Annotated in this window: 29 protein-coding genes and 1 pseudogene; 13 read left to right on the top strand and 17 right to left on the bottom strand. The window is 64.4% G+C overall.

What is annotated here, in order from left to right:
- Window positions 1-52: 52 nt before the first annotated feature.
- On the bottom strand, window positions 53-1,366 hold the full coding sequence (locus NJT13_RS05030) for a DUF389 domain-containing protein (RefSeq protein ID WP_254524398.1): 1,314 nt from the start codon (window positions 1,364-1,366) through the stop codon (window positions 53-55).
- 219 nt (window positions 1,367-1,585) lie between these two features.
- Here NJT13_RS05030 and NJT13_RS05025 point away from each other — a divergent pair, with 219 nt between their 5' ends.
- The 5 genes from NJT13_RS05025 to NJT13_RS05005 all read left to right on the top strand — a co-directional run bounded on the left by NJT13_RS05025 (window position 1,586) and on the right by NJT13_RS05005 (window position 4,589).
- Window positions 1,586-1,897 carry a DUF357 domain-containing protein gene (locus NJT13_RS05025; protein ID WP_254524397.1) on the top strand — a complete coding sequence of 104 codons (312 nt, stop codon included), beginning with the start codon at window positions 1,586-1,588 and terminating at the stop codon, window positions 1,895-1,897.
- Window positions 1,898-2,087: 190 nt separating this feature from the next.
- Entirely contained in the window at window positions 2,088-3,065 is a 978-nt protein-coding gene (locus tag NJT13_RS05020) for a transcription initiation factor IIB (protein WP_254524394.1), read from the top strand.
- Window positions 3,066-3,282: 217 nt separating this feature from the next.
- A complete protein-coding gene (locus NJT13_RS05015) occupies window positions 3,283-3,633 on the top strand; it encodes a hypothetical protein (RefSeq protein WP_254524388.1) in 351 nt (116 codons plus the stop codon).
- 275 nt (window positions 3,634-3,908) lie between these two features.
- Window positions 3,909-4,088, top strand: coding sequence for a DUF7836 family putative zinc-binding protein (locus NJT13_RS05010; protein WP_254524387.1), 180 nt, complete (start codon window positions 3,909-3,911; stop codon window positions 4,086-4,088).
- A gap of 264 nt (window positions 4,089-4,352) precedes the next feature.
- Window positions 4,353-4,589 (top strand): UPF0058 family protein, encoded by a 237-nt coding sequence (locus NJT13_RS05005; protein ID WP_254525402.1) that lies wholly within the window; start codon window positions 4,353-4,355, stop codon window positions 4,587-4,589.
- A gap of 179 nt (window positions 4,590-4,768) precedes the next feature.
- Here NJT13_RS05005 and NJT13_RS05000 read toward each other — a convergent pair whose 3' ends face one another.
- Complete coding sequence (locus NJT13_RS05000) at window positions 4,769-5,242, bottom strand: DUF555 domain-containing protein (protein ID WP_254524386.1); 474 nt, start codon at window positions 5,240-5,242, stop codon at window positions 4,769-4,771.
- A 184-nt stretch (window positions 5,243-5,426) separates the two neighbouring features.
- On the opposite strand from NJT13_RS05000, the gene NJT13_RS04995 reads away from it, so the two are divergent.
- Window positions 5,427-6,320 carry a DNA-3-methyladenine glycosylase family protein gene (locus NJT13_RS04995; RefSeq protein ID WP_254524385.1) on the top strand — a complete coding sequence of 298 codons (894 nt, stop codon included), beginning with the start codon at window positions 5,427-5,429 and terminating at the stop codon, window positions 6,318-6,320.
- Between the two features lie 35 nt (window positions 6,321-6,355).
- Here NJT13_RS04995 and NJT13_RS04990 read toward each other — a convergent pair whose 3' ends face one another.
- The gene (locus NJT13_RS04990) at window positions 6,356-6,574 is read right to left on the bottom strand and encodes a hypothetical protein (RefSeq protein WP_340681185.1); all 219 of its coding nucleotides are present in this window, start codon (window positions 6,572-6,574) and stop codon (window positions 6,356-6,358) included.
- Window positions 6,574-7,665 (bottom strand): MBL fold metallo-hydrolase, encoded by a 1,092-nt coding sequence (locus tag NJT13_RS04985; protein WP_254524384.1) that lies wholly within the window; start codon window positions 7,663-7,665, stop codon window positions 6,574-6,576. The genes NJT13_RS04990 and NJT13_RS04985 overlap by 1 nt, the downstream gene beginning before the upstream one ends.
- A gap of 133 nt (window positions 7,666-7,798) precedes the next feature.
- Here NJT13_RS04985 and NJT13_RS04980 point away from each other — a divergent pair, with 133 nt between their 5' ends.
- Window positions 7,799-8,077: an acylphosphatase gene (locus tag NJT13_RS04980; RefSeq protein WP_254524383.1), complete on the top strand. Its 279-nt coding sequence runs from the start codon at window positions 7,799-7,801 to the stop codon at window positions 8,075-8,077.
- Between the two features lie 109 nt (window positions 8,078-8,186).
- Here the strand turns inward: NJT13_RS04980 and NJT13_RS04975 are convergent, their stop codons facing one another.
- The gene (locus NJT13_RS04975; RefSeq protein ID WP_254524382.1) at window positions 8,187-8,333 is read right to left on the bottom strand and encodes a hypothetical protein; all 147 of its coding nucleotides are present in this window, start codon (window positions 8,331-8,333) and stop codon (window positions 8,187-8,189) included.
- 181 nt (window positions 8,334-8,514) lie between these two features.
- Window positions 8,515-8,685 (bottom strand): annotated as a pseudogene (locus tag NJT13_RS04970) (ATP-binding protein); the annotation flags it as partial.
- Between the two features lie 258 nt (window positions 8,686-8,943).
- On the opposite strand from NJT13_RS04970, the gene NJT13_RS04965 reads away from it, so the two are divergent.
- The gene (locus NJT13_RS04965; protein WP_254524381.1) at window positions 8,944-10,371 is read left to right on the top strand and encodes an NAD(P)H-hydrate dehydratase; all 1,428 of its coding nucleotides are present in this window, start codon (window positions 8,944-8,946) and stop codon (window positions 10,369-10,371) included.
- The gene (moaC, locus tag NJT13_RS04960; RefSeq protein WP_254524380.1) at window positions 10,364-10,948 is read left to right on the top strand and encodes a cyclic pyranopterin monophosphate synthase MoaC; all 585 of its coding nucleotides are present in this window, start codon (window positions 10,364-10,366) and stop codon (window positions 10,946-10,948) included. The genes NJT13_RS04965 and moaC overlap by 8 nt, the downstream gene beginning before the upstream one ends.
- A gap of 65 nt (window positions 10,949-11,013) precedes the next feature.
- Here moaC and NJT13_RS04955 read toward each other — a convergent pair whose 3' ends face one another.
- The 6 genes from NJT13_RS04955 to NJT13_RS04930 form a co-directional block, all read right to left on the bottom strand.
- Window positions 11,014-11,499, bottom strand: a complete 486-nt coding sequence (locus NJT13_RS04955) for an Lrp/AsnC family transcriptional regulator (RefSeq protein WP_254524379.1) — start codon at window positions 11,497-11,499, stop codon at window positions 11,014-11,016.
- Between the two features lie 165 nt (window positions 11,500-11,664).
- Window positions 11,665-12,408, bottom strand: coding sequence for a beta-ketoacyl-ACP reductase (locus NJT13_RS04950; protein ID WP_254524378.1), 744 nt, complete (start codon window positions 12,406-12,408; stop codon window positions 11,665-11,667).
- A gap of 224 nt (window positions 12,409-12,632) precedes the next feature.
- Complete coding sequence (gene phaC, locus NJT13_RS04945) at window positions 12,633-14,123, bottom strand: class III poly(R)-hydroxyalkanoic acid synthase subunit PhaC (protein WP_254524377.1); 1,491 nt, start codon at window positions 14,121-14,123, stop codon at window positions 12,633-12,635.
- Complete coding sequence (locus tag NJT13_RS04940; protein WP_254524376.1) at window positions 14,120-14,668, bottom strand: poly(R)-hydroxyalkanoic acid synthase subunit PhaE; 549 nt, start codon at window positions 14,666-14,668, stop codon at window positions 14,120-14,122. The genes phaC and NJT13_RS04940 overlap by 4 nt, the downstream gene beginning before the upstream one ends.
- A gap of 43 nt (window positions 14,669-14,711) precedes the next feature.
- Entirely contained in the window at window positions 14,712-15,197 is a 486-nt protein-coding gene (locus NJT13_RS04935; RefSeq protein WP_254524375.1) for a hypothetical protein, read from the bottom strand.
- 2 nt (window positions 15,198-15,199) lie between these two features.
- Complete coding sequence (locus NJT13_RS04930; RefSeq protein ID WP_254524374.1) at window positions 15,200-15,514, bottom strand: AbrB/MazE/SpoVT family DNA-binding domain-containing protein; 315 nt, start codon at window positions 15,512-15,514, stop codon at window positions 15,200-15,202.
- 280 nt (window positions 15,515-15,794) lie between these two features.
- Here NJT13_RS04930 and NJT13_RS04925 point away from each other — a divergent pair, with 280 nt between their 5' ends.
- The 3 genes from NJT13_RS04925 to cdd all read left to right on the top strand — a co-directional run bounded on the left by NJT13_RS04925 (window position 15,795) and on the right by cdd (window position 18,382).
- Window positions 15,795-16,433, top strand: coding sequence for a MaoC family dehydratase (locus NJT13_RS04925; protein ID WP_254524373.1), 639 nt, complete (start codon window positions 15,795-15,797; stop codon window positions 16,431-16,433).
- 79 nt (window positions 16,434-16,512) lie between these two features.
- On the top strand, window positions 16,513-17,916 hold the full coding sequence (locus tag NJT13_RS04920; RefSeq protein ID WP_254524372.1) for a phosphohexomutase domain-containing protein: 1,404 nt from the start codon (window positions 16,513-16,515) through the stop codon (window positions 17,914-17,916).
- Window positions 17,917-17,995: 79 nt separating this feature from the next.
- Window positions 17,996-18,382 carry a cytidine deaminase gene (cdd, locus tag NJT13_RS04915; protein WP_254524371.1) on the top strand — a complete coding sequence of 129 codons (387 nt, stop codon included), beginning with the start codon at window positions 17,996-17,998 and terminating at the stop codon, window positions 18,380-18,382.
- A 71-nt stretch (window positions 18,383-18,453) separates the two neighbouring features.
- On the opposite strand, the gene NJT13_RS04910 is transcribed toward cdd, so the two are convergent.
- From NJT13_RS04910 to NJT13_RS04890, 5 genes are all read right to left on the bottom strand, one after another.
- The gene (locus NJT13_RS04910; RefSeq protein WP_278002243.1) at window positions 18,454-19,470 is read right to left on the bottom strand and encodes a M23 family metallopeptidase; all 1,017 of its coding nucleotides are present in this window, start codon (window positions 19,468-19,470) and stop codon (window positions 18,454-18,456) included.
- A gap of 288 nt (window positions 19,471-19,758) precedes the next feature.
- On the bottom strand, window positions 19,759-20,301 hold the full coding sequence (locus tag NJT13_RS04905) for a DUF3267 domain-containing protein (RefSeq protein WP_254524370.1): 543 nt from the start codon (window positions 20,299-20,301) through the stop codon (window positions 19,759-19,761).
- A gap of 12 nt (window positions 20,302-20,313) precedes the next feature.
- Window positions 20,314-20,571, bottom strand: coding sequence for a hypothetical protein (locus tag NJT13_RS04900; RefSeq protein ID WP_254524369.1), 258 nt, complete (start codon window positions 20,569-20,571; stop codon window positions 20,314-20,316).
- Between the two features lie 141 nt (window positions 20,572-20,712).
- The gene (locus tag NJT13_RS04895; RefSeq protein WP_254524368.1) at window positions 20,713-21,627 is read right to left on the bottom strand and encodes an ArsR/SmtB family transcription factor; all 915 of its coding nucleotides are present in this window, start codon (window positions 21,625-21,627) and stop codon (window positions 20,713-20,715) included.
- A 117-nt stretch (window positions 21,628-21,744) separates the two neighbouring features.
- Entirely contained in the window at window positions 21,745-22,176 is a 432-nt protein-coding gene (locus NJT13_RS04890; RefSeq protein ID WP_254524367.1) for a DUF488 family protein, N3 subclade, read from the bottom strand.
- Between the two features lie 59 nt (window positions 22,177-22,235).
- Between NJT13_RS04890 and NJT13_RS04885 the strand changes: the two genes are divergently transcribed.
- Window positions 22,236-23,057 carry a nucleoside phosphorylase gene (locus NJT13_RS04885; protein WP_254524366.1) on the top strand — a complete coding sequence of 274 codons (822 nt, stop codon included), beginning with the start codon at window positions 22,236-22,238 and terminating at the stop codon, window positions 23,055-23,057.
- The last annotated feature ends 251 nt before the right edge of the window (window positions 23,058-23,308 follow it).

Below are 23,308 nucleotides of genomic sequence, written 5' to 3'. Positions count from 1 at the left end.
TTCTCAGCAACGAGGCCCTCTTGCTGTGACGCTCCCGATGCGTGAGCGGTCCTCACGACGTCCCTGCGGTATCGGCGGCGGTCGTATCGCCCTCGACGAATTCGACGGTGACGGTCACCGTCCGATCGGTTCGCTCCTCGAGGGTCCGCTCGATGGTCTCCGCGAGCGTCGGATACGGGTGGTCCGCGGGTCGGTGAACGACGACGGTGACCGCGGTCTCGTCGGTTACGAGGCCGCCGTCGTTGAACTCGGTCCGCACTTCCGCCAGTTCCAGGCCGTCGTACTCGGCGTCGTCCAGGACGGTCCTGACGCCGTCGTTGACGTCGTTTTCGAAGGCGACGTGGTGGCCGAGGACGACGCCGGCGCCGGTCAGAACGATCACGCTCAGAGCGACGACGACGGCGAGCGAGCCGAGGCGGTCTCGAGAGACGTTCCCGCGAATCGTCCCGGCCGTCCAGCCGTCGGGTCGATAGCCGAGGTGCCAGAAGACGGCGATTCCCGCGAGGAGAACGGATGCGGCGTTGACGGCGACCAGGACGAAGGCGCCGAGGGCGACGGTCGCGTGGCTCCAGGCGAGTCCGATTCCGACCGCGGCGGCGGCTGGAATCAGCGCGACGGCGATCATCACCCCGACGAGCGAGACGGGAATCGCGGTCGCGAGCCCGAAGGCGCCGGCGGCGCCGGCACAGATCCCGACGACGAGCGCGAGCATCCCGGGAGTGATCCGGTTTTGCACTTGAGCGATGGCGGTGATGTCGACCGTCGAGGGGACGGCGCCACTGAACCGAATCAGCCAGGCGAACGCGAACGCGCTGGCGATGGCGACGACCAGGCCGACCGCCAGCGACGAGAGCCCGTCGCGGACCATGGGACGATCGTCGAGAACCAGCCCGACGGTGCCGGTCAGCGCCGCGCTGACCTGCGGAGCGATCACCATCGATCCGACCACGACGGCGGGCGAGTCGAGCAACAGGCCCGCGGTCGCGACCAGCGCGCTCAGCACTGTCATCGAGTAATAGGTCCCCCGGCCGGGCGTCATATTCAGCGCCCGCGTCCGAATCTCGTCGCGGGCGATACTGTCGTCCTCTTCGGTGCCGTTGACGTATCGTTCCTCGAGTTCTTCGATGCGCGGGGTCCTGGCCGTCTCGATCGACGAGACGACGGTGAAATCGTCCTCGATACCGATTTCGCGCAGCGACGTCAGGACGTGATCGACCGCCTGGGTCGGGATCGGAAAGGAAACGAGTTCGCCGTCGTCCCCGTTGCTCCGCTCGTGGATCCGAACGTAATCGAGGTCCTCTTCCTCGAGGACGCGTAGGACGTCGTCTCGAAGGGCGGACGGGACGAACACCTGTATGAGGCGCACTAGGAGGCCGTTCGAACGGACGCGTGATATCTATGCGGACGTTACAGCGGCCGCTCGGCAGCGTCGTCCGCTCGAGCGTCCGGCTGGTAACGGATCGGCACTCGAACGCGGAATTCCGGTCCGATGCGATGAGCGCCCGACCGGGCGGAACGGGCATCGATACTCGACGGCGGCCGCTCGAGGCGACGCACTTACGGAATCGAACGACGAGTAACGGGTATGGGTGCCGATCTCGAGGAGAAGACGAACCGGTACGGCGAGTTACTTGCGGAGGCGCTCGAGGCGGCCACGGTCGCGCCGCCGGAGGGGACGCCGATGGAAGCGGCGGCGGCGGACTGTTACGAAATGGCGGCGTCCTATCTCGAGGACGGAACGCACTTTCGAGACCAGGGGGACCTCGTCAACGCGCTGGCGTCGTTTTCCTACGGTCACGCGTGGCTCGACGCGGGCGCTCGTATCGGATTGTTCGACGTTCCGCGGGAGGGCCACCTCTTTACTGTCGACGAGCAAACGGGTCCGGAGGACCCCTGAACCCTGGCCCCGAAATCTCCAATGATTAATCACTATATAACCGGAACATATATAACAGTAAATCGGGTTAGTTTATAAAGTAGGCGAAAGCTTTATATGCCTTACGGCCTTACCCTATGTTAGCTGAGGCGTCCGGGTTTCTTCTGGTTACCCCACCCGGAAGCCCCGAGTAACCCACCCGATCCAGATCATGACAGATACGAGCATCCGGACGTACACGAACGAGCGAGAGACCGAAGACGAAGAAACCACCACGGTATCCGACGAGCGGGAGCGCTGCCCGGAGTGTGGCGGCCGGCTCGTCTCGGACGACGAACACGCCGAGACGGTCTGTGAAGACTGCGGGCTCGTCGTCGAGGAAGACGAGATCGACCGCGGCCCCGAGTGGCGGGCGTTCGACGCCTCGGAGAAGGACGAGAAGTCCCGCGTCGGCGCGCCCACCACCAAAATGATGCACGACCAGGGGCTGTCGACCAACATCGGCTGGCAGGACAAAGACGCCTACGGCCGCGCCCTCTCGAGCCGCCAGCGCCAGAAGATGCAGCGGCTGCGCACCTGGAACGAGCGATTCCGCACCCGCGACTCCAAGGAACGCAACCTCAAGCAGGCACTCGGCGAGATCGACCGGATGGCCTCCGCACTCGGGCTCCCCGAAAACGTCCGCGAGACGGCGAGCGTCATCTACCGGCGCGCACTCGAGGAGGACCTCCTGCCGGGCCGATCGATCGAGGGCGTCGCGACCGCCTCGCTGTACGCGGCGGCTCGCCAGGCCGGCACCCCCCGCAGCCTCGACGAGATATCGGCCGTCTCCCGAGTCGAAAAGATGGAGCTGACCCGCACGTACCGGTACATCATCCGGGAGCTCGGCCTCGAGGTCAAACCGGCCGACCCCGAACACTACGTGCCGCGGTTCGTGAGCGATCTCGATCTCTCCGACGAGACCGAGCGGATGGCCCGCGAACTGCTCGAATCGGCTCGCCAGGAGGGCGTCCACAGCGGGAAGTCCCCCGTCGGGCTCGCCGCAGCGGCAGTGTACGCCGCCGCGCTCCTGACCAACGAGAAGGTCACCCAGAACGAGGTCAGCGAGGTCGCGAGCATCTCCGAAGTCACCATCCGGAACCGGTACAAGGAACTGCTCGAGGCCTCCGATACGGCCGCACCTGCGTAAACAAGGCCGGCTGTCATCTGTCACGTCGTCCTGACGCGGGTGGTTTTTTCGTCCTCGAACCGACCAGCGGACGGTATGCCCGGTCGGAACTGGTATCCGATTCGTCGAATCGCCATCACTCTCCTCGAATACAAGGCGAAGTTGTACGGTATACACGTCGTGCAGGTCGAAGCAGCGGGGACGACTCTTGAACGCGATCGACGACAACGTTCAAACGATGAGTGCCGCCCACGACAACAACGAGCAACGACCGAGCCACGGGAACGGCCATCCCCAACGGGACGTCATCGAAGTCGTCTACGACGAAGACCGGGATCTCTCGGTGTACGTCGTCCGTCTGGCGTACCACGATTCCCCCTACAACATGCGAACCGCGTATCCCAACCAGTACTGGTCACTCGAGATCAGCGTCGGCGATCCGCTCGAACGGCGCTACCCGACCGGCAAAGACCGTCAGGAAATCGTCGACCTGATGGTCGAAACCGCGCACGTCGAACTCGAGACCGAAATGGACCGAAACGACGACCTGCTGGACGAACTCGACCTCAGAAACCGGGTTTCTAACTGATCTCGGATCTCCGCACGATCGACAGACCCCGGTCTCTCGCGACGTCGTTCGACGCGCGCCACACGGTGGTACGTTCCGCAGACGACCGGACGTGGTTCGATGCCTCGCACTCGAGGGATGCGGAACCGACGAGGCGACTCGCGGGCGCCGAGGCGTCGTGACTCGTCACCGTGGCGTGGTTCGGGGCTTCGCTCCGTTCTGAGTTTCTCCAGTCTCATCGCCCCTCTTCGAAAACTGCGGTAACGTTTTTCAGCTCTCCTGTGAAAGACGATAGCATGGATAAAACGACCGTCCAACTGTTGTGTCCCGAATGTGCGAAAGATTGGCAGGCATCTCCGGACGAACTCCCGACTGCGGCCGAGATGTTTCACTGTCCGAACTGTCACGCGTCCCGCCGTACAGCCGAGTTTATGCGAACTGATCGCGATTTACAAACGTTGAAGCAACTCGGGTAGTCCGATTGTCGGGCCCGTTTAGGCCAGTCCTTCCAACGGTAGTCACGGTTTAAGTCTTCGAACACAGCATATCGGAAAGAGGAGAGAAAGCATCGTTTATGCCAGTAATAAGAAGTATACGCGCTCCCTGTCCCGTGGTTTTCTCGCGTAGGCCCAGCATTCGAAACGTTCCGTGCAGTGATACACCAAAAAGGCGACACGGGTTGCGTGTTAACGCAACTCAAGATAATAATATAACCCTGCAGTGGGTAGGACCGCATGGTTATGAAGAAACAGGAGCTCATTCACCTTCACGGCCTTCTCGCGGAGGTATCGAACCAGTGCGCTGAATGGAACGATTGTCAAATTGACCTTGAAGAATACGAGTCCCGGGGGATCCGACCGACGTCGATCCACAAATCGAAAACTGATCACAAAGCTGCTGTTTTTGCGCTCGCCGGTGGAATCACAACGAACATGCGAGAGGGTGAGCAGGAAGCAGTCGCCGCCGCCGCAGACTGAGACGCGTACCGAATCCTCCGGACGATAGTTTTCCTCACTGGCAAGACTACCGACCCACAGGACGCCGCCACGGGCCGCACCGGTTCCCTCGTCTTGCGACGGTTCCACGCTTCGCCGTCAGCTCGAGACGTTCCCGATCGGACGGTCGCGCATCGAGTGGCGCCGACTTTCGGTGTCGCTCACTCGACCAGATCCTCGAATTCGGGGAGGATTTCCTCGTCGTCGTCGTCGTCTTCGCCGTCGGTTTCGGCCGCCGAGTCACGGTCATCGTCCTCCTGGTCCGCTGACGAGTCGTCGGTCGAATCGTCGTCCGGTTCGTCCTCTAAGACGGTGACGTGTTCGACCTCGAGCGGGATGTTCTCGAGTCGTTGACCGATCTCCTTTCGTGCGATTCGCGAGGCGTGTTCCTCGCGCTCGACGTTGAAGACGGTCATCTCCAGTTCGAGCGCGACGAGCGCCTCGTCGGCTGCGATAAACGCGGGTGGGAGTTCCTCTCCCGATGGGGAGGTTCGCTCACCCATGTTGATCTCCACGTAATTCAGGTCAGGGTTCAACATCTCGCCCGTCTTCGAGATGGCGATACGGATCGCCTCGTCTTCCGTTTCAACGTCGAATACCGGCACTGCAGCTTCGACGACGACCCTGCAATTCATGCTCAGTCATTCTATCGCCTCCAGTAAGAAGGTTCGCCTCGCAGCGACGAACGAGATGGGTGCAGTCCCGATTCCGACGCGTCGGGACCCCGCGAGCGACGGATTTGTTCGCCGCGTCGATTCGAAACGCGAGCGTCGTGCCGGTTCGAAAGGCAAAAGCCGCCGCTCTCGAAGGGTCGAACGAATGGAGACGGGGACGATCCCGGTCGACGAACTGGCCGGCGGACTGGACCTGTACCGAACCCTCGAGAGCGGCCAAAGCTACCTCTGGCGGCGCGACGACGGAGATATGTACGCCGGGACGGCCGCTCCCGACTCGTGGTATTCGACCGTCGTCGACGGCGAGGTGATCCGCGTTCGGGCCCAGAGTGACCCCGATGACGACGTCCTCGAGTGGGAATCGACGACCGACGCCGAGTCGACGGTGCGTCGGCTCTTGCGATTGGACGACGATCTCGAGGCGATCGTCGCCGCCGCACCGGACGACCCGTTGCTCCGGGAGGCCTACGAGGCCCATCGGGGGATGCGGTTGGTCGCCGATCCCGCGTTCGGAACGCTGATCTCGTTCATCTGCTCGGCACAGATGCGGGTGAGCCGCATTCACGGGATGGTCTCGACGCTGGCGCGGGAGTACGGCGAGGAGCGGACGTTCGACGGCGACGTCTACGCGGAATTTCCGACCCCGGAACGACTCGCGACGGCGACCGAAGCCGAACTCCGCGAACTCGGACTCGGTTATCGAGCCCCCTACGTCGTCCGGACGGCCGAGATGGTCGCACACGGCGAGGCACACCCGGAGGCGGCTCGGGACCTCGAGTACGAGGCGGCTCGAGACTACCTGACGCAGTTCGTAGGCGTCGGCGACAAAGTCGCGGATTGCGTCCTGCTCTTTTCGCTGGGATTCGACGAGGCCGTTCCGCTCGACACCTGGATCAAATCGGCAATCGCGGAGCACTATCCGGACTGTGACCGTGGGTCATACGCCGAGACCTCGCGAGCGATTCGGGACCGACTCGGCGGCGAATACGCGGGATACGCCCAGACGTATCTCTTCCACCACTTGCGAACCGGCGAGTGAGACCACCTACTCGACCGGTGTCCGGTGGCGGGCGGTTACTCCTCGTCGTCTTCGCGCCCGGCCACGGCCCAGCCTGCGAAACGAGCGTGACTGCGAAGACGACGAGAATCCCCGCGACCCCAGAGCGCGACCTGCCGGCCGAGCAGGACGTTCGCGAGCGCGCTCGCGCCGACGAGCAACTCGAGCAGTTCCCGGATCGTCGCACGCCCGCTCGAGACGTCGCGGGACTCTTCGAAGCGTTCGATGCGGTCCATCAGCGGAACTCCGAGAGGGTCGTCTGGTTTCGCTTCAGCGGCTGCGCTCGGTAGCCGTACTCGGTCGCGAGGTGGTCGGCGAACGCCTCGTCGAAGCCGTGATTCGTGTCGACGATCTCCGGATCGATCGCGCGGACCGTTTCGACGAGTTCGTCGAAGTCGCAGTGGTCCGTGAGCGGAAACGTCACGTCGTAGTTTCCTCGATAGCGAAAGGAGTCGTCGACCGCCCACCCCGAAAAGCCCGCCTTCAGACCGTTCTCGCGGTCGACGGCCGTCTCGACCCAGTCGGCTCGGGCCTGATTCGACGGCAGGATCACGATTTCGTCGGTCAGTCCGCGCAGCGAGTCGTAGCGTCGCCCGGGGAACGCGAGGCCGCCCGCAGCCGATCCGTTCGTCGAGCGATCGGTCGGTCCGTCCGGTGAGACGCCGTCGGTCGCCCGTTCGATCGCCCGGTTCACCTCGCGGATGGAGTCGGAGACGAGGATCTCTCGATCCCCGTCGACCGTCGCGTCGCGGGCCAGCCACTGGAGCTTCTGGGCGCGGCCCAGCGAGTAGCCGAACAGGAAACACGGCCGGTCGTCGTTGTCTCGAAGCCAGTCGGTGATCGCCGCCTCGAGTTCCTCCTGCGTCGAAAATCGGTACTTTGGAAGCCCGTACGTCGTTTCCATAACGAGCGCGTCCACGTCCACGGCGCGGGGATCGAACCCCTCGAGGTAACACCGATCGCGCGTCGAGAAATCGCCGGTGTAACAGTAGCGCCGGGGACCGCCGTCGTCGGACACATCCGCGGAACTGCCGGGCACGCGCTCCAGATCGATGATCGCCGCGCGGGAGCCGACGACGTGGCCGGCCGGAACGAGTTCGATGCCCGGGACACGTTCGACGAACGCGAATCCGGTACCGGTCCTGGCCTCGGCTATCGCGGCGGTTTCGGCCGAGCAGACGATCGATTCCGACGCCGTCCGAAACGTGTGATCCGCGTGGGCGTGGCTCACGACGTTGACCCTGCCCGCGGCGCTTCGAGCGTCGGCGACGACCCACGGCTCGCCGCCCCGCTCGAAGTGGATGCCGTCTCGGTGCCGTACGGTCACGGGACTCGAGTAGGTCCTCGAGACACCTGCCTGTGTCGCTTCGGACCGTCGCGCCGTGTGGACACCCGAGAGTGGGTCCGACTGCGGGCGGAGCGGACCCGGCTTTTTCACCCTCGCGGTCGACCACTGGGGCATGGCAGGTCGAACCCGCGCACACGTGTTCGTCTCGGGAACGGTACAGGGCGTCTACTACCGCGCCAATACTCGTGACGCGGCACACGAGAAGGGCGTCGACGGCTGGGTGAAGAATTTGAACGACGGTCGCGTCGAGGCGGTCTTCGAGGGCCCCGAGGACGCCGTCGAGGGGATGATCGAGTGGTGTCACACGGGAAGCCCGGCGGCCGACGTCGAAGACGTCCAGGCCGAATTCGAGGAGCCCAAAAGCGAGGACGGATTCGAAATCCGGTATTGACGCACGGCTTCGAACGGAGAGCGAACCGTCGCCATCTCTCGAGTCCCGTTCGCCGGTGATTCGCTCGCGGCTTCGAATCGGTACCAGACGATGGCCGGTCTCGAGCGTGTTACCGGCCGAACAACATTTTCATCGCCACTTCGACGTACTCGAGGAACGTGACGCTCGGTGTACCCGGCAAATAGAGCCGGAGGTCGGGTTGGTCGATCGGTGAATCGAACTGGTCGGCGGAGTCGTCGAACTCTCTTGCGGCCATGTCGTTGGTTGGGGCCGGCGGGTTTTATATATTGCCAAGTATAATTTCGATATAGAAAACTAAAAATCGTTATTGATGAATGGTGTCGTGGGTCGGGGACGCGTCGCTTCGACCGGCCGAATATCGCTTCGACCGGTCACCGGGCCGGGGACGTGTCACTCGAGACGGATTCCGATGTGGGTCAGCGTCCGACGCGATTCCCAACCGATCCGAACGCGACGGACGGGACCTCGACGACCTCGAATCTGGCACCGCCGTGAGCGCTCTCGGAAACGGTGACGTCCCAGCCGTGGGCGTTGACGACGTTCTGAACGATCGACAGACCGAGGCCCGTTCCGTCCGCGTTCGTGCTACGACATCCTCCCCGGCGTGAACGTCGGGGACTCTCTCGCTGTTATGGTAGGGCGTCCATTGTCACGCCATTTGAATCGGTGTCTGTCACCGAATCGGTCACCATCTGGTATAAGTTTGCTCGCCGGTGCAGTCGCGTCGACTGACCGAATTCGGGGCAATGATCGGCTCGGGATACCGAACGCCGAATGGAAAACCCGGGTGATCACTGGGGCCGGTGTCCGCAATCTTCAACGGTCGGCCGGCCGAACCCTGTCCCATGATTACTGGCGAGCGAATGGCCGCCGTCGATGCGAACGCCGCGGCACTCGGCGTCCCGCGCAAGCAGTTGATGGAGTCGAGCGGAAACGCGGTCGCCCGCGAGATTCGGGCGGTTGCCGATCCGGGCGCTCGAGTCGTCGTCGTCGCCGGCCGCGGAAACAACGGCGGTGACGCCTTCGTCGCCGCTCGCTTCCTGGACGAGTATCGGGTCACGACGCTGTTGCTCGGCCGCGCCGAACTGATCGGCACCGACATCGCTCGCGAGAACTGGGACGCGCTGCGTGGGGCCGACTACGACGCACGGGAAGTGACCGACTCGAGCGGGTTCGACCTCCCCGATGCGGACGTGATCGTCGACGCGATGCTCGGAACGGGGATCAGCGGCGACCTCCGAGAACCGGCGGCGACCGCCGCACGGGCGATCAACGAGGCGGACGTGACCGTCGTCGCGGTCGACGTTCCGTCGGGGTTCGACGCCGACGGTGGCGCGCACGCGGACAACGGCATCGAGGCCGACCGCGTCGTCACGTTCCACCGGACGAAACCGGGTCTCGGTGACCTCGCGGCCGACGTCACCGTCGCCGACATCGGCATCCCGGCGGCCGCGGAGCGGTTCGTCGGCCCCGGGGACGTCGGCCTCGCGCGCCCGGAGCGCCGCGACGGGCGGGCGTTCGTCATCGGTGGCGGTCCCTACACCGGTGCGCCGGCACTGGCAGCGCAAGCGGCGTTGCGGGCCGGGATGGAACTCTCCTTCGTCGCCGCACCGGAGTCGGTCGCCGGCGAGATTCAGGGATACGCCGAGGACCTCATCGTCCAGCCCTACGGGAGCGACAGACTCTCGCCCGAGCAGGTCGACGACCTCGTGGACACGGCGGAGCGCCACGACGACGTGGTCGTGCTCGGTCCGGGCCTCGGGACCGCAGACGAGACGCTCGAGGCCGCCCGTACGTTCCTCGAGTCCTACACGGGGCCGGCGGTCGTCGACGCGGACGCCCTGTCGATCGTCCCGGATCTCGAAACGGATGCGACCCTGGTCTGTACGCCGAACCGCGGGGAACTCGCCCGGATGGGCGGTCCGGATACCGATTCGCTGCGCGAGACAGCGGACGAGGTCGCGGATTTCGCGGCCGAACTGGGTCACGTCGTCCTCGCGAAGGGCGTCGACGACGTCGCGACGGACGGCGAGCGAACCCGGGTCTGTCGAGCGGGGTCGCCCGGGATGACAGTCGGGGGAACCGGCGATCTGCTGGCGGGGATCGTCGCGGCACTGCTCGAGCACGCCGATCCGCTCGACGCCGCGGCGGCGGCCGCGTTCGTCAACGGTCGCGCCGGCGAACGACTCGCTCCGACGGCGTCGAACGGCTTTCTCGCGTCGGAAATGCTCGCGGAAATTCCCGCTGCCCTCTGGGGTGAGGCGGATGAGTGAGAACGACGACGCGGGCGACCCGAGTGACGGCGGAAACGGGCGTGCCGAGACGGGGACGGATACCGACACTGGGACGGAGACGGGGACGCGGACGGATGCCGATGCGGACGAACTGACCCACACCACGGCGGAGGGCGACGTTCAGATGGTCGACGTCGGCGACAAACCGGATAGCGAGCGTCGTGCGGTCGCGGCCGGGGAGATCCGCCTTCGACGGTCGACGATCGAGGCGATCACCGACGACGAGGTGGGCAAGGGCGACGTCCTCGCGACCGCCCGAATCGGCGCGATCCAGGCCGTCAAGCACACCTGGGAGACGATCCCCATGTGCCACCAGATCCCGATCACGAACGTCGAGACCGACTTCTCGCTCGGTGACGATCGGGTCGAACTGCGGGTCGCCGTCGAGACCACCGGCAAGACGGGCTGTGAGATGGAAGCTCTCGAGGGGGTGACGACCGGTCTGAACGTCGTCTGGGACATGGTCAAGGCCGTCGAGAAAGACGAGGATGGTCAGTACCCGAATACCGGAATCGAGAACGTTCGGGTCCTGCAAAAAGCGAAACGACGGACGTAACTGCCGACGGGCGGTGGCGCCGTCGCTCGCTCGAGCGGACCTGCGCGGTTTCCCAGTCGGCGCTGCTAGTCGGCGAGCGCGTCGATCAGCGTCTCGACGTGAAAATCGTTGAGGGCGTTCGGTTCGTCTTTGACGGTGGAAATAACGAATTTGGACGACGTACGATCGATTCCGTCGATCGATTCGTAGTCTTCGATTAACTTCTCGACCATCTCGCGGTTCGCGAGGTGGGCGATCACGACGAAATCGGTGTCCCCCATCGTGAAATACACCTGGTTGACGCCTTCGACGGCGGCGAGTTGCTCGCCGACGGTATCGTGATACCCTTCCTCGAACTCCGCCCAGATTTCCGAGATGAGCGTGATGGATAGTCCGGCCTCCTCAAGGTTGATATCGTAGATATCGTTCTCGATGATGCCGGACTCGCGGAGCTGGGTGAGCCGATAGTGAACGGTCGATTTCGGAATTCCGGTCAATTCTTCGATCGTTTCGGGACTCGCCGTGCCAGCACTTGCGAGCGTGGTCAAGATTTGGACATCTTTCGTATCCATGTTCCAGACCTGAATTCAGTCTAACAGTTGCGAACACATATACGTGCGTGCCAGGAGACGTGATCGTTCGTGCGGGGCCGCGGTCAGGTGTCGCACCGCTTTCCGTTCTCGGACACGGTCGAGAAAACTCACCGCGGGGCGACAGTCCGGTGGTCGACCGGTCGGTCAGAGGTCCATGCCGCCGTTGACGTCGATCACTTCACCCGTCACGTACGACGACTCCTCGCTCGCGAGGAATCGCACGACGGCCGCGATGTCCTCGACTTCCGCGAGTCGTTCGAGCGGGATTCCCGCGATAATTCGATCGAGGACGCTGTCGGGAACGCTTTCGAGCATGTCGGTCGCGGTAAAGCCGGGTGCGACGCAGTTGGCCGTCGAACCGCCCTGGGCGAGTTCGAGGGCGATCGTTCGCGTAAAGCCGAACATACCGCTTTTCGCGGCGGCGTAATTCGCCTGTCCGAAGTTGCCCTGTTTCCCGACGACGCTCGAGATGTTTATCAGTCGACCCTCCTCCGCGTTCCAGATGTCGTCGTAGAACAGTTGGGTGCAGTTGAACATGCCGCCGAGGTTGACGTCCATCACGCGGTCCCACTCCTCGCGTGACATCTCGGTGAACTGCTTGTCTGCCGTGATTCCGGCGTTGTTCACCAGCACGTCACACTGGCCGAACGCTTCGTGACAGACCTCGAGCATGTGCTCGACCTCCGCGCGGTCGCTGACGTCCGCCCTCGCCGCGACGGCGGACCCGCCTTTGGCTTCGATGGCTTCGACGGCGTCGTGTGCAGGCCCCTCCGACGATCTGTAGTTAACGACGACGTTCGCTCCTTCTTCGCCGAGGTGCTCTGCGATTCCGCGACCGATACCCCGTGCTGAACCAGTGATGACGCAGGTGCGACCATCCATAGACATAGCTGGAACGTTCAACGTCCGATGGTAAATAACGACCTGTTACATTGCAAAATATTCGCCGCGAACCGCCCCCGAACGGGCCCCCGTCCCGACGGCCGTCGTCGGCCGTCGGAATCGCTACTCGAACCCCCTGGTTCGATCGTTCGCCGTGAATCACTCGTTTTCCGTGGATCGACCGACCGCCGTCTCCGATCCGGCGTCCCGTGATCGGAGTGGCGAACCCACTACTGCTGTCGGGCCTGTTCGATCCAGTCGTCGATCCGGCTCGGAGAGAGTCCCGTCTCGGCGGCGAGCTCGGCGACGTCGGCGTCGGCGAGATCGTCGAACGTCTCGATACCGGCGGCGGTGAGTTCCTCCGAGTATGCCTGACCGATTCCGGTCAGTTCGGTGAGATCGTCGGTCTCCGCCTCGTCTCCGACGACCTCCGCCTCTCCTTCGTTCCCGGTCTCGATTCCGGTTCCGGCGTCGGAACTCGCGGTCGTTTCGACGTTCGAGCCGCCGTCTGCGAGATCCTCGACACCCGATTCGGCTCCGCTGACGTCCTCCGCGAGCGCGGCGTCCGCACCGGGTGACGGTTCGCCGACCGACTCGGGTTCGGCGGGCGATTCCGGCTCGGCTTCGGCTTCGGTCCCGTTCGAGCGGTCCTCGAACCACTCACAGACCCGCGGCCAGAGGTCGTCGTGGCTCCGTGAGGAGACGGACATGCCGATGTGGCCCGTCGCGAACTCGAGGATCTCGGTGTCGTCGGACTCGATGACGTCGTTGAACGGCTTGGAGGCACCCGGTGGAATGAGGTGATCGTACTCCGCGACGATCTGTAAGACGGGCATATCGATCCGGGAGAGGTCGACGCGGTTGCCGTCCAGCGTGAGATCGTTGGTGTAGAGTTTGTTCTCCTGATAGATGTCCCGGATGAACTCCTCGTAGGCGACGCCCGCGACGTCGATTCCCTCGTCGAGCCAGCGCTCCATTCGGGCGAAGTTCTCGACGAAGTCCTCGTCTTCGATGTTGTCGTAGAACCGAACGTACTTCGTCACGTTGTTCGCCACGGGATCCATCAGCGCGAAGCCGACGTCTAGGAACTCCGCCGGAACGTTGTCGAAGGTGTCGGTGACCGCTTCCGGATCGTAGTAGTCCTCGGACCCCCAGAGCTCGAGGACGCCGCCTTCCCCGTCGAAGCAGAGGCCGGCGGCCATCAACGCGAGATTTTTGACTTTCTCGGGGTACAGCGAGGCGTACATGGCCGACTTCGTGCCACCCATGCAGTATCCGAGGATGTTGATCGAATCCTGGCCGGAGCGGTCGCGGACGACGTCGACGCAGTTGTCGATGTAGCGATTGACGTAGTCCGAAAGCGACAGCGTCCGATCGAGTTTGGACGGCTCACCCCAGTCGATCAGGTAGACGTCGAAGCCGGACTCGAGAAGCGTCTGGACGACCGAGCGGTCGGGCTGCAAATCGAGGATGTACGGTTTGTTGATGAGCGCGTAGACGACGAGGATCGGAACGTCGTGTTGCTCCTCCGTCATCGGCTCGTAGTGGAGCAATCGCAGCTTGTTCTCCTCGTAGACCACGTCGCTCGGCGTCTGGCCGACTGCCACGTTTTCGACCGTTTCGGTCCGTTCCGGGGCAACCGAGGTTTTGTCCGCCAGATCGGCCGCACCCTCCCAGGCCTGGCGTTGCATGTTCAGTGCGAACGAATACGGGTTTTTCATTGCTCGTCTTCTATCTGTTCGAGAACGCGGTCGAGTTTTTCCTCGACGGCGTGCTGGCGGCGCTCGAGTTCGACGAGCCTGTCGCCGATTTCGACGACGTCCGCTTCGGTCGCGAAGCCGAGCGTTCGGAGCGTCTCCTGGGACGCTTCGTCGGCCTGTTGCTGAAGTTCGAGGACGTCGCCGACGGTTTCGCCGGTCATTTTCGCGAACGCGGTCGTCGACATGACGTCCTTGAACGCCTCGTTGGCCGTGTTGAGCCAGATGTCACGGAATTCCTCCACATCGACGTCCTCGCCCTCGAGTTGATCGTTCATGCGCTCGACCATCTGTTTCGAGGCGTTCATCCACGTCTCGTAGGCGCGGGCGTAGCCCTCGACGCCGTCCGAGACTTCGGCGTCCTCGCTGATATCGCCGACCGTCTCGGACCAGCTCTCGACGAATCGGGCCTGCGCTTCCATGTTGTCCTCGAGCGCGTCGAGGAATTGCTCGTTCCACTGCTCGACGAACGTGTTCCAGTTCTGTGCCGGGGGTTGTGAGTCTGCCATGGGTGAAAATTGACGGTGTACTGTAAAAAACGGCGTCCCTACGTTAGGCCGAGACGTCGAACTCGTCGGCGGCCTCTTCGACGTTCTCCGCGACGGCGGTCACGTTCTGCTCGACCTGCTCGTGGGCGTCGAGGTAGGCGTCGAACGACGTGTCGACGACTTCGGCGTAGCTCCGGGCGAACTCCTCGTAGGCGACTTCCGATTCCTCGACCGCTTCGACGACTGCCTCGAGCGACTGGGACTGCGCCTCCGTAGCGGAGTCGAAGCCTTCGTCGACGAGTTCGCGGAGTTCGTCGAAGTTGGCGCTTCCTTCGGGGAGCCCGGCTTCCATGGCGTCGAAGTAGGCGCGGACGGCACCGCGAGTGACTTCGGCGTTGGATTCGAACATCGCACCCGAGGTCTCGACGGCGTCGGCGATGGCGCCGAGCGACGTCTGCTGGGCCTCTATGGCGTCGTGGGTCATGTTCTGACTCTGTTCGATTGCGGTGCGCTGTGCGTCGAAGACTGCGGTGAATGGGTTCTGGGTCATGATTACTCCTCTCGGTTTCGTTTGACGGGGATGACGATTGTCTGGACGATGTCGCCCTCTTCGATGTCGAGGGCTTCCCGTTCGGGGCCGGGAATACTGACCCGACCGCCGCTCTGGACGCGGGCTTTGAACGTCGCCGTACCCATGTTCATCGGGCCGAACGCCGACCCGCTTTCGAACGGATCCGCCGACGTGGCCTGCAACAACTGCTTCATCATCTCCTGCTGGGATTCCGCGACCTGCTCTCCTGCTTCCTGCATCCCCTCGGCGAACATCGCAGGCGGGAACCAGAGCGATCGGTCGGAGTCGTCCGTCATCAACAGTCCCTTGGAGAGCAGTCCTCTTAAGCCTTTACACTGATACCCATTTGATGGTAACAGATGGTAGCGAACTCCCCATGATGATTTTTCGTGTCAGTGTGCGGTTCGAGCGGGAGTTATCGACTGTGCTAAGCCAGCGATTCAGATATCGACACTGTACTGATCGAACGGACCTTCGAGAGTCCCTGTAGGGTGCTATTACGGGCCCTTGGTGTCAGGAAATTGGTATTAGAACAGCCAAAGAAGTCATATACACCCCACACTTAGCCGCCCGTAGATGTCCCACCAGAATACTCGAGGAGATAACTTGAGTGCTATGACGACCGCGTGGTCGGCGATGACGCGTGGGTTCCTTCGAACTGCGACGGCGGCGAACCGGGCGGCTGTTTCGGCGATGCTTCCGTCTATCGACGGCGAAAACGGCCAGGAGCGGAACCGAATTTCCCCTTCCATCCCGTCGATCGATTACTCCGATCTCGACTGGCAGTTCGACCGCACCGTCGACGACCCCGACCGCATCAGCGTCGGTGACACCGTTACCTTCGAGAAAGCGATCACCGACGAAGACGTTCGGGCGTTCGCCGCCGTAAGCGGCGACACGAACCGCCTCCACCTCGACGAGGGGTTCGCAGCCGAGACCCGCTTCGGCGAGCGGATCGTCCACGGGACCCTCGCCTCCGGCCTGATCAGCGCGGCGCTCGCCCGGCTTCCCGGACTCACGATTTACCTCTCTCAGGATCTCGAGTTCAGCGGACCGGTCGGCGTCGGCGACCGCGTCTCCGCCCGCGTCGAAATCGTCGAAAACCTCGGTAACGACCAGTACCGACTCGAGACGGTCGTCCGTAACGAGGACGAAGACGCCACCGTGATCGACGGTGAGGCGGTCGTCCTGATCGACGACCTGCCCGCCGAGTAACGAAACGCGTTCGGCAACCGCGTTCGTCGAGAGCGATCCGGGCAGTGTTGCTAAGTACCTCCTCACGGAACGGACGTATATGACGCTTTTTGGGACGGCAGGGATTCGCGGTCCGATCGAGGAGGTGACACCGTCGTTGGCGCTCTCGGTCGGCCAGGCCGCCGGCGAACCCGGGGAAACGTTCGTGGTCGGCCGCGACGGGCGGGAAACGGGTACAGCACTCGCGGCAGCCGTCGAAGCCGGCCTCGAGAGCGTCGGGGCCGACGTCCGTCGCCTCGGCCAGGTTCCGACGCCCGCTCTCGCGTTCGCCTCGCGGGACCGGCGAGGGATCATGCTCACCGCGAGCCACAATCCTCCCGCGGACAACGGCATCAAACTCTTCGTCGACGGTGTCGAGTACGACGCCGACGCCGAGCGGATCATCGAGGACCGCGTCGCGACCGACGATTCGCGGGTCGCCAACTGGGACGAGTGGGGCGACGCCGAACGACTTCCCGTACTCGATCGGTACCGCGAGGCCGTCGTGTCGTACGTTCGCGAGCAGTTCCACCCTCGAGATGCGGGGACCGAAGCCGAGGCGTCGGCCTCGACGGACCTCCTCGAGGGGGTTCGGATCGCCGTCGACTGCGGGAACGGGATGGGCGGGCTCGCGACGCCGCAGGTCCTGGAGCGTCTCGGCGCGTCGGTCGTCGCGGTCAACGCCTCCGTCGACGGACACTTCCCCGGTCGCGACAGCAAACCCACTCCGGAGACGCTCTCCGAATTCTCCGCGTTCCTCGCGGACGGGACGTTCGATCTCGGCCTCGCCCACGACGGTGACGCCGACCGACTCGTCGTCCTCGGTCCCGACGGCGACGTGATCCACGAAGATACGATCCTCGCGGTGGTCGCCGCCCGCTATACGGCTACCAGCACTGCCGACGATCCAGTCGTCGTCACGACCCCGAACGCCTCGGCCCGCATCGACGAGCGGGTCCGTGCGGCCGGCGGTCGCGTCGAACGCGTCCGACTGGGTGCGCTCCACGAAGGAATCGCCCGCGAACGGAACCGCGGCGGCGACGACACCGAGATCGTCTTCGCCGCCGAACCCTGGAAACACATCCACACCGCGTTCGGCGGCTGGATAGACGGCGTGGTCAGCGCCGCGGTCGTGGCCACGCTCGTCGCCGAGGCCGGGGACACCGAGACGCTCCGTGCCCCGGTCAGCGAGCGACCGTACCGAAAGGTCAGCGTCGACTGCCCCGACGACGCGAAATCCGAATCCATGGCCGCCCTCGAGGTCGCACTCCCCGAGGCGTTCCCGGAGGCAGCGGTCGAAACGGAGTACGGCGTCCGCCTCGAGTTCGACGACGCCTCGTGGATACTCGTCCGACCGAGCGGCACGGAACCGTACGTTCGGCTCTACGCCGAGAGCGATACCGTCGACGAGCTCGTCGCCGATGCGCGCGCAGTCATCGAAACGGCGGTCGCGGAAAACCGGTGAGCGGCCACCGATCTCGGTTGGCGACCGACTCGCCCTCTCGACCCAACGTCTTTGGTAGCCACACCACCAACCGGTCCGCATGGACGACCTGATCGACGCCGCTCGCGACATTCAGGACCGCGCGCACGTCCCGTACTCCGGCTATACCGTCGGTGCGGCCCTCGAGACCGATGACGGTGAGGTCTTCGTCGGCTGTAACCTCGAGAACGCGAACTTCAGCAACAGCCTCCACGCCGAGGAGGTCGCGATCGCTGAGGCGGTCAAGAACGGCCACCACGAGTTCTCGCGACTCGCCGTCAGTTCCGGCCGACGCGACGGCGTCACTCCCTGCGGGATGTGTCGCCAGACCCTGACGGAGTTCTGTGACGGCGACCTGGAGATCGTCTGCGACGAGGGCGACGACGTTAGCGCGTACACGCTCGGCGAATTGCTCCCGGACACGATTACGCAGGAGACGCTCGAGTAGCGTCCGGACCGAATGCCGTTTCGCACGAGCAACGACACGGCGAACCGAGACGCGCCCGAATGGGCCATCGATCACTCCGTCGACGCGACTCGCTGGCCGGCAGTAATGTAGGCACGCTCGTGCGACGTCTTCTCGCCGTCGGGGTCCCGAACGGACAGGTTCGAAAAGTGAATCGGGAGCCCCATCGATCGGAAGAACGAGGCCCGGTCCTGGAGCTGAAAGTGAAGGTGTGGCTCCGTCGAGTTGCCGGAGTGTCCACACCTGGCGATACGGTCTCCGCGCTCGAGGCGGTCTCCCGCGGAGACCGCGAGGCTGCCTTCCTGCAGGTGTGCGAGAACGCTGTACTCGCCGGGCGCGTGTTCGATCGTCACGTGGTTCCCCCGCAGGTCGCGCTGGCGCGGATCCAGCCACCCGCCGGCCCGATGATAATCGCGGTGACCGTCTTCGGCCGCGACAACCACGCCGTCGGCGGGTGCAACGACTGGCTCGCCGAAGCAGTGGTACGCCGCCGGACTCTCGGCGCTCCCCTCGTGGGAGCGCCCCCGTTCGTCGGTCACGACCAGATCGTAGGCGTATCGCTGGGCGAGCAGCCCCCACGAGTGGGAGGACTCGCGGGTCGGCCCGCCGTTGACGACCGTCCACTCCCCCGCGACCGGCAGTCGGTAGTCGACCTGCTGCTCGAACCGGTCCGGGTTCGGCAGTCGGAACCGATACCGGAGGAGGACCGGAACGTGGCCGGCGAGCTGTCGGATTCCCGTTAGCTGGAGGGAGGGATTGAGCTGAAGGTACAGCATCGACACGAGCGGCCGAACGCGCGACTGCGTCCCCATCGTGATCCAGTCCGTCGGCTCGCCGTCCGTATCGCCGTTCGCCGACGGTAGGACCGCCTTCACCATCGGCCAGAGGCCGAACAATCCGAACAGATAGAAGATCTCGAGGCGCCGCAGCGACGGAAACAGCGTGCCCGGGATTCCGAGGACGAACAGAATCGCGAAGGACGTCGGACTTGGGAGCCGCGACCGGAGAGCGGACGACTCCGCTCCAGATGGCTGCCCCGGGATCGATCCGGTACCCTCGGCTTCGTTCACAGTGTGTCTCTCCGTCGACGGTTGCTCTCCGGCCGCTCGATCCGTCGAAGCGTTCCCGTTGGACATGGTTGGAGACAGGCACGGTTCGTGCCCGCTTCAACGCTTGGCGAACGCTTTTTCGGTTACTCGATTGTCATAAACTGCGGTGGCCTCGAGCCACCGCTGACGGACGTCCCTCTCCAGACGTTCACTCTCACGATCCTCGGTTCCCGCGTCGAGCGCCATCGACCGGGCGAATCTGGGGACCGGCCGCACGTCGCGTCGCGGATTCACCGGCCCGTGCAGTCTTCAGTTCGCCGGCTCCGGTACGGCCATCGCCTCCGGGTTCCGCCAGGCGCTGACGAGGGATCCGACGTCCGTCGAAAGCAACAGGAGGCCGACGATCCCGACGAACATCGCGAGCGGGTTGCCGGTCAGGAGCGCGATTGCGGCGGGAACGAACCCGAGGACGACCCCCGGTGCAGCGACGCCGACGTAGTAGACCCAGCGTCGAACCGGTCGCGCCGGATGCACCGAGTGGTGGAGCGGATCGTACCCGTCCTCGAACTCGAGTGCGAACTCGACGTCGATTTCGTCCCACGAGAGGCCGCCGACCGTCGCGTAGGCGACGGCGTGGATCGCTTCGTGAAGCGCGATCAGCCCCACCATGACGGCGAACTGGAGGACGACGCCGTTCTGGCCGAGCAACTCCGTGTAAGTCAGGTACCGATCGAGCCCGTAAGTTCCGACGTAGCTTCCGCCGAACGCCACGATGGCGACCGCCGGAACGACCGCCGAACGCGTCGCTCCCCACCCCTCGTCGTCACATTCCGGATCGGGGTCGACGTACATGATCCTCGTGACCTACGAGACCGGTTCGCTTGAGTGTAGTGTCGTTTCGGTGACCGCACTGTCGGCACACTCCTCGGTCGCCGTACAGTCCCGCCGATACCCCTTCCGTTCGGTGTACGCGAGCGCCATCAGTTGCGCAGAGAGCCGGAGCAGCGTGATCGGAAGGAGGACGAGCGTCTCGGCCGGTTCGGACAGGGGGAGCCACTCGAGGAGTTCGTGTGCGCCGACGATGGTAATCGCACCGACGTAGAGAAGCGGAGACGCCGTCATCGTCCGCGCTCTCGCAACGAGCTCGCAATTCGTCCGCTCGCCCCGGTTTCCGGCGCCGTTCGATATCGGTCCCGCCAGAGGGCCGACCGCGGAGCGACGGGCCCTAAACGCGTGGCGAACGATCCTTCTATTCGAAATCCGTCACGTTTCGTCGGACGGGTCGATCTCGAGGACGTGGCCGCGCTCGTCGACGCTCACCGAAAGCGTCTCTCCGCCGAGCGAGACGTCGACCTCGAGGCGCGGCGGATCCTGGTCGACGACGGTGACGCCCGCGTCGTCGCGAACGAACGGGAACTCCCAGACGTGATCGTCCCGGAGCGTGAGACCGTGACGGCGACAGAACGCGGTCACGTCGGGATCGACGAGCAGACAGAATTCGGCCGGGCCGACGATCCGCGCGCCGCAGGTGTCACACACGGCGCGCAGGATCGGTCGCGGCGGTCCGTTCGTGACGATCCTCGTCTCGATGGGGTCGTAACACTTGGGACAGACTCCGATCAGGGCCTGCTCGATAGCCTGAAACGCCAGCACCTCGGCCAGATCGACGATTTCCGGGAGGGTTGCACCGACGGTGGCGTTCGGGGGGACGCTCCACTGGAAGAGGGCGTGGTCGTTTGGACAGGTGACGCGACAGCGGCCGTCCTCGCACGTCGCGAACGCCCGTCGCCCGCAGGCCGAACACTCGCTGTCGAGTTCGGTCGGGCCCATCGACACGTCCGCGGTGTAGGTCCCCGCCAGGATCGCGGCCACGATCTGGACGCCGGCGTGGGTGAGTCGGTAGCCGGCCTCGGACTTTTCGACGAACCGGTCGCGGAGCTCGTTGAGGTGGTACCGAAACCGACCCGAATCCCTGACGCCGACTCGTCGGCGTAGGTCGGCGAATCCGACGGCCTCCTCGCCGGTCGTCCGGTGGTGAGCGCTCAGCTCCCGGAGGATAGAGACGCGAAGCGGATCGCTGAGCGCGGCGAACGCGTCCGCGGGCGACCCGCGTTCGTCAGTCTCCTCGCGATCGGTGGTCTCGCCGTCTGTGGCCGTCTCTTCGCTCGGTGCAGTCACGTTTTCACCTCCGTGGACGCGGTCCGTCCCGCCGTTCTCTCGGGTCTGCCACACGTGATTCCGGGGTCCCGAGACGACCGTCCCGTCCGAAATCCGTACGACCACCGGCCAAGTTCGTCATTCGCGTTCCTCGAGCACCTCCCGGAGAACCGTCCGGTGACACCGTTTCTTCTCGGTGTTCTCGTAACAGACCAGTGCCAGCGACTCGCCGGACGCCAGTCTGTCGTCGAGCGCCGCGAGCGCCGCTCGCGCGTCGGCTTCCGTCTCGAGGTGCTCCCGGTACGCCTCCTCGAATCCGACCTGATCCCAGGCGGCGTTGTGCGCCCCCGCCTCGCAGAGTCCCTGCATCTTCATCTCCTCCTCGCGGTCGCGCATCGACTCGAGCAGTGGTTCGGGCGGGCCGAGTTCGGGTCGGTTCTCGTCGACCGCCGCGTGAAACCACGACGTCGGCCGCCGCACGACGCCGACGCGGGTCGCGTCCGCGGGCAGATTGACCAGGTCATGCTGAATGGCAGCGACGTAGGTGTCCGCGAGCGTCCCCCGTGCCATACGAGCACTATTCGGGCCCCGCATTTATATACGATGGCGAATCGAACCGCCGACAGCCGATGCCTCGCGACAGCGAAGACCCGAACGCGGACGTACAGTACCACCTCGAGATCGGCCCCGACGACGTCGCGGACACCGTCCTCCTGCCGGGGAATCCGGACCGCCTCGAGACGATCGTCGCCGACTGGGACGACCACGAGATCCGGGCCCACCACCGCGAATACCGGACGGCGACGGGCAGCTACGAGGGGACGCCGATCTCGGTCACCTCGACCGGAATCGGCGGTCCGTCGGCCGCGATCGCACTCGAGGAACTGGCCCGCGTCGGCGTCGAGACCTTCGTCCGAGTCGGCTCCTGCGGGGCGATCCAGCCCGAGATGGCGGTCGGCGATCTCGTCATTACGACCGGCGCGGTCCGCCAGGAGGGAACGAGCGACGAGTACGTCCGCGAGGACTACCCGGCCGCGGCGGATTACGAGGTCGTCTCCGCGCTGGTCGCCGCCGCCGAGCGACTCGGCTACGACTACCACACCGGCGTCACGATGAGCGCCGATTCGTTCTACGCGGGACAGGGCCGGCCCGGCTTCGACGGGTTCGAGGCCGCCGGTTCGGACGACCTGATCGACGATCTCAAAGCGGCGAACGTCAAGAACATCGAGATGGAGGCGAGTGCAATCTTGACGCTCGCGGGCCTGTACGGACTCCGCGCCGGCGCGGTCTGTACCGTCTACGCGAACCGCGAAACGGGCGAGTTCAGGACTGAGGGAGAGTCTCGAGCCGCGGAAACCGCTACACTGGCGACGCACCTGCTGGCGCGGATGGACGCCGTCAAACGAGAGGCCGGCGTCGACCGCTGGCACGCGGGCCTCTCGCTCGAGTGACCCGATTAGGGTCGAAGACACGTGGGTCGAAACCCGTTCAGCGTTTGGGCTCCTCACGGTCACCACTCGAAGCCGTTCGAACCGGGATAAATGGACGTTCGAGCGGTACAGTCGACTCTGAGCGGTTGGTGACGTGGTGGATGCATCCTCGAGTCGAGTGAAGCGGGAAATTCGGTCCCGAAATCAGTTCACGCGAACAGAGCTGCACTCGCGAGAGAAGATGAGTACGTATCGGCAAAATTCATATATTG

The sequence above is a fragment of the Natrinema caseinilyticum genome, from assembly GCF_024227435.1.
Lineage (GTDB): Archaea > Halobacteriota > Halobacteria > Halobacteriales > Natrialbaceae > Natrinema > Natrinema caseinilyticum.
The sequence above is the reverse complement of the archived record's forward strand: the minus strand, read 5'-3'. Positions and strand labels throughout refer to the sequence as shown.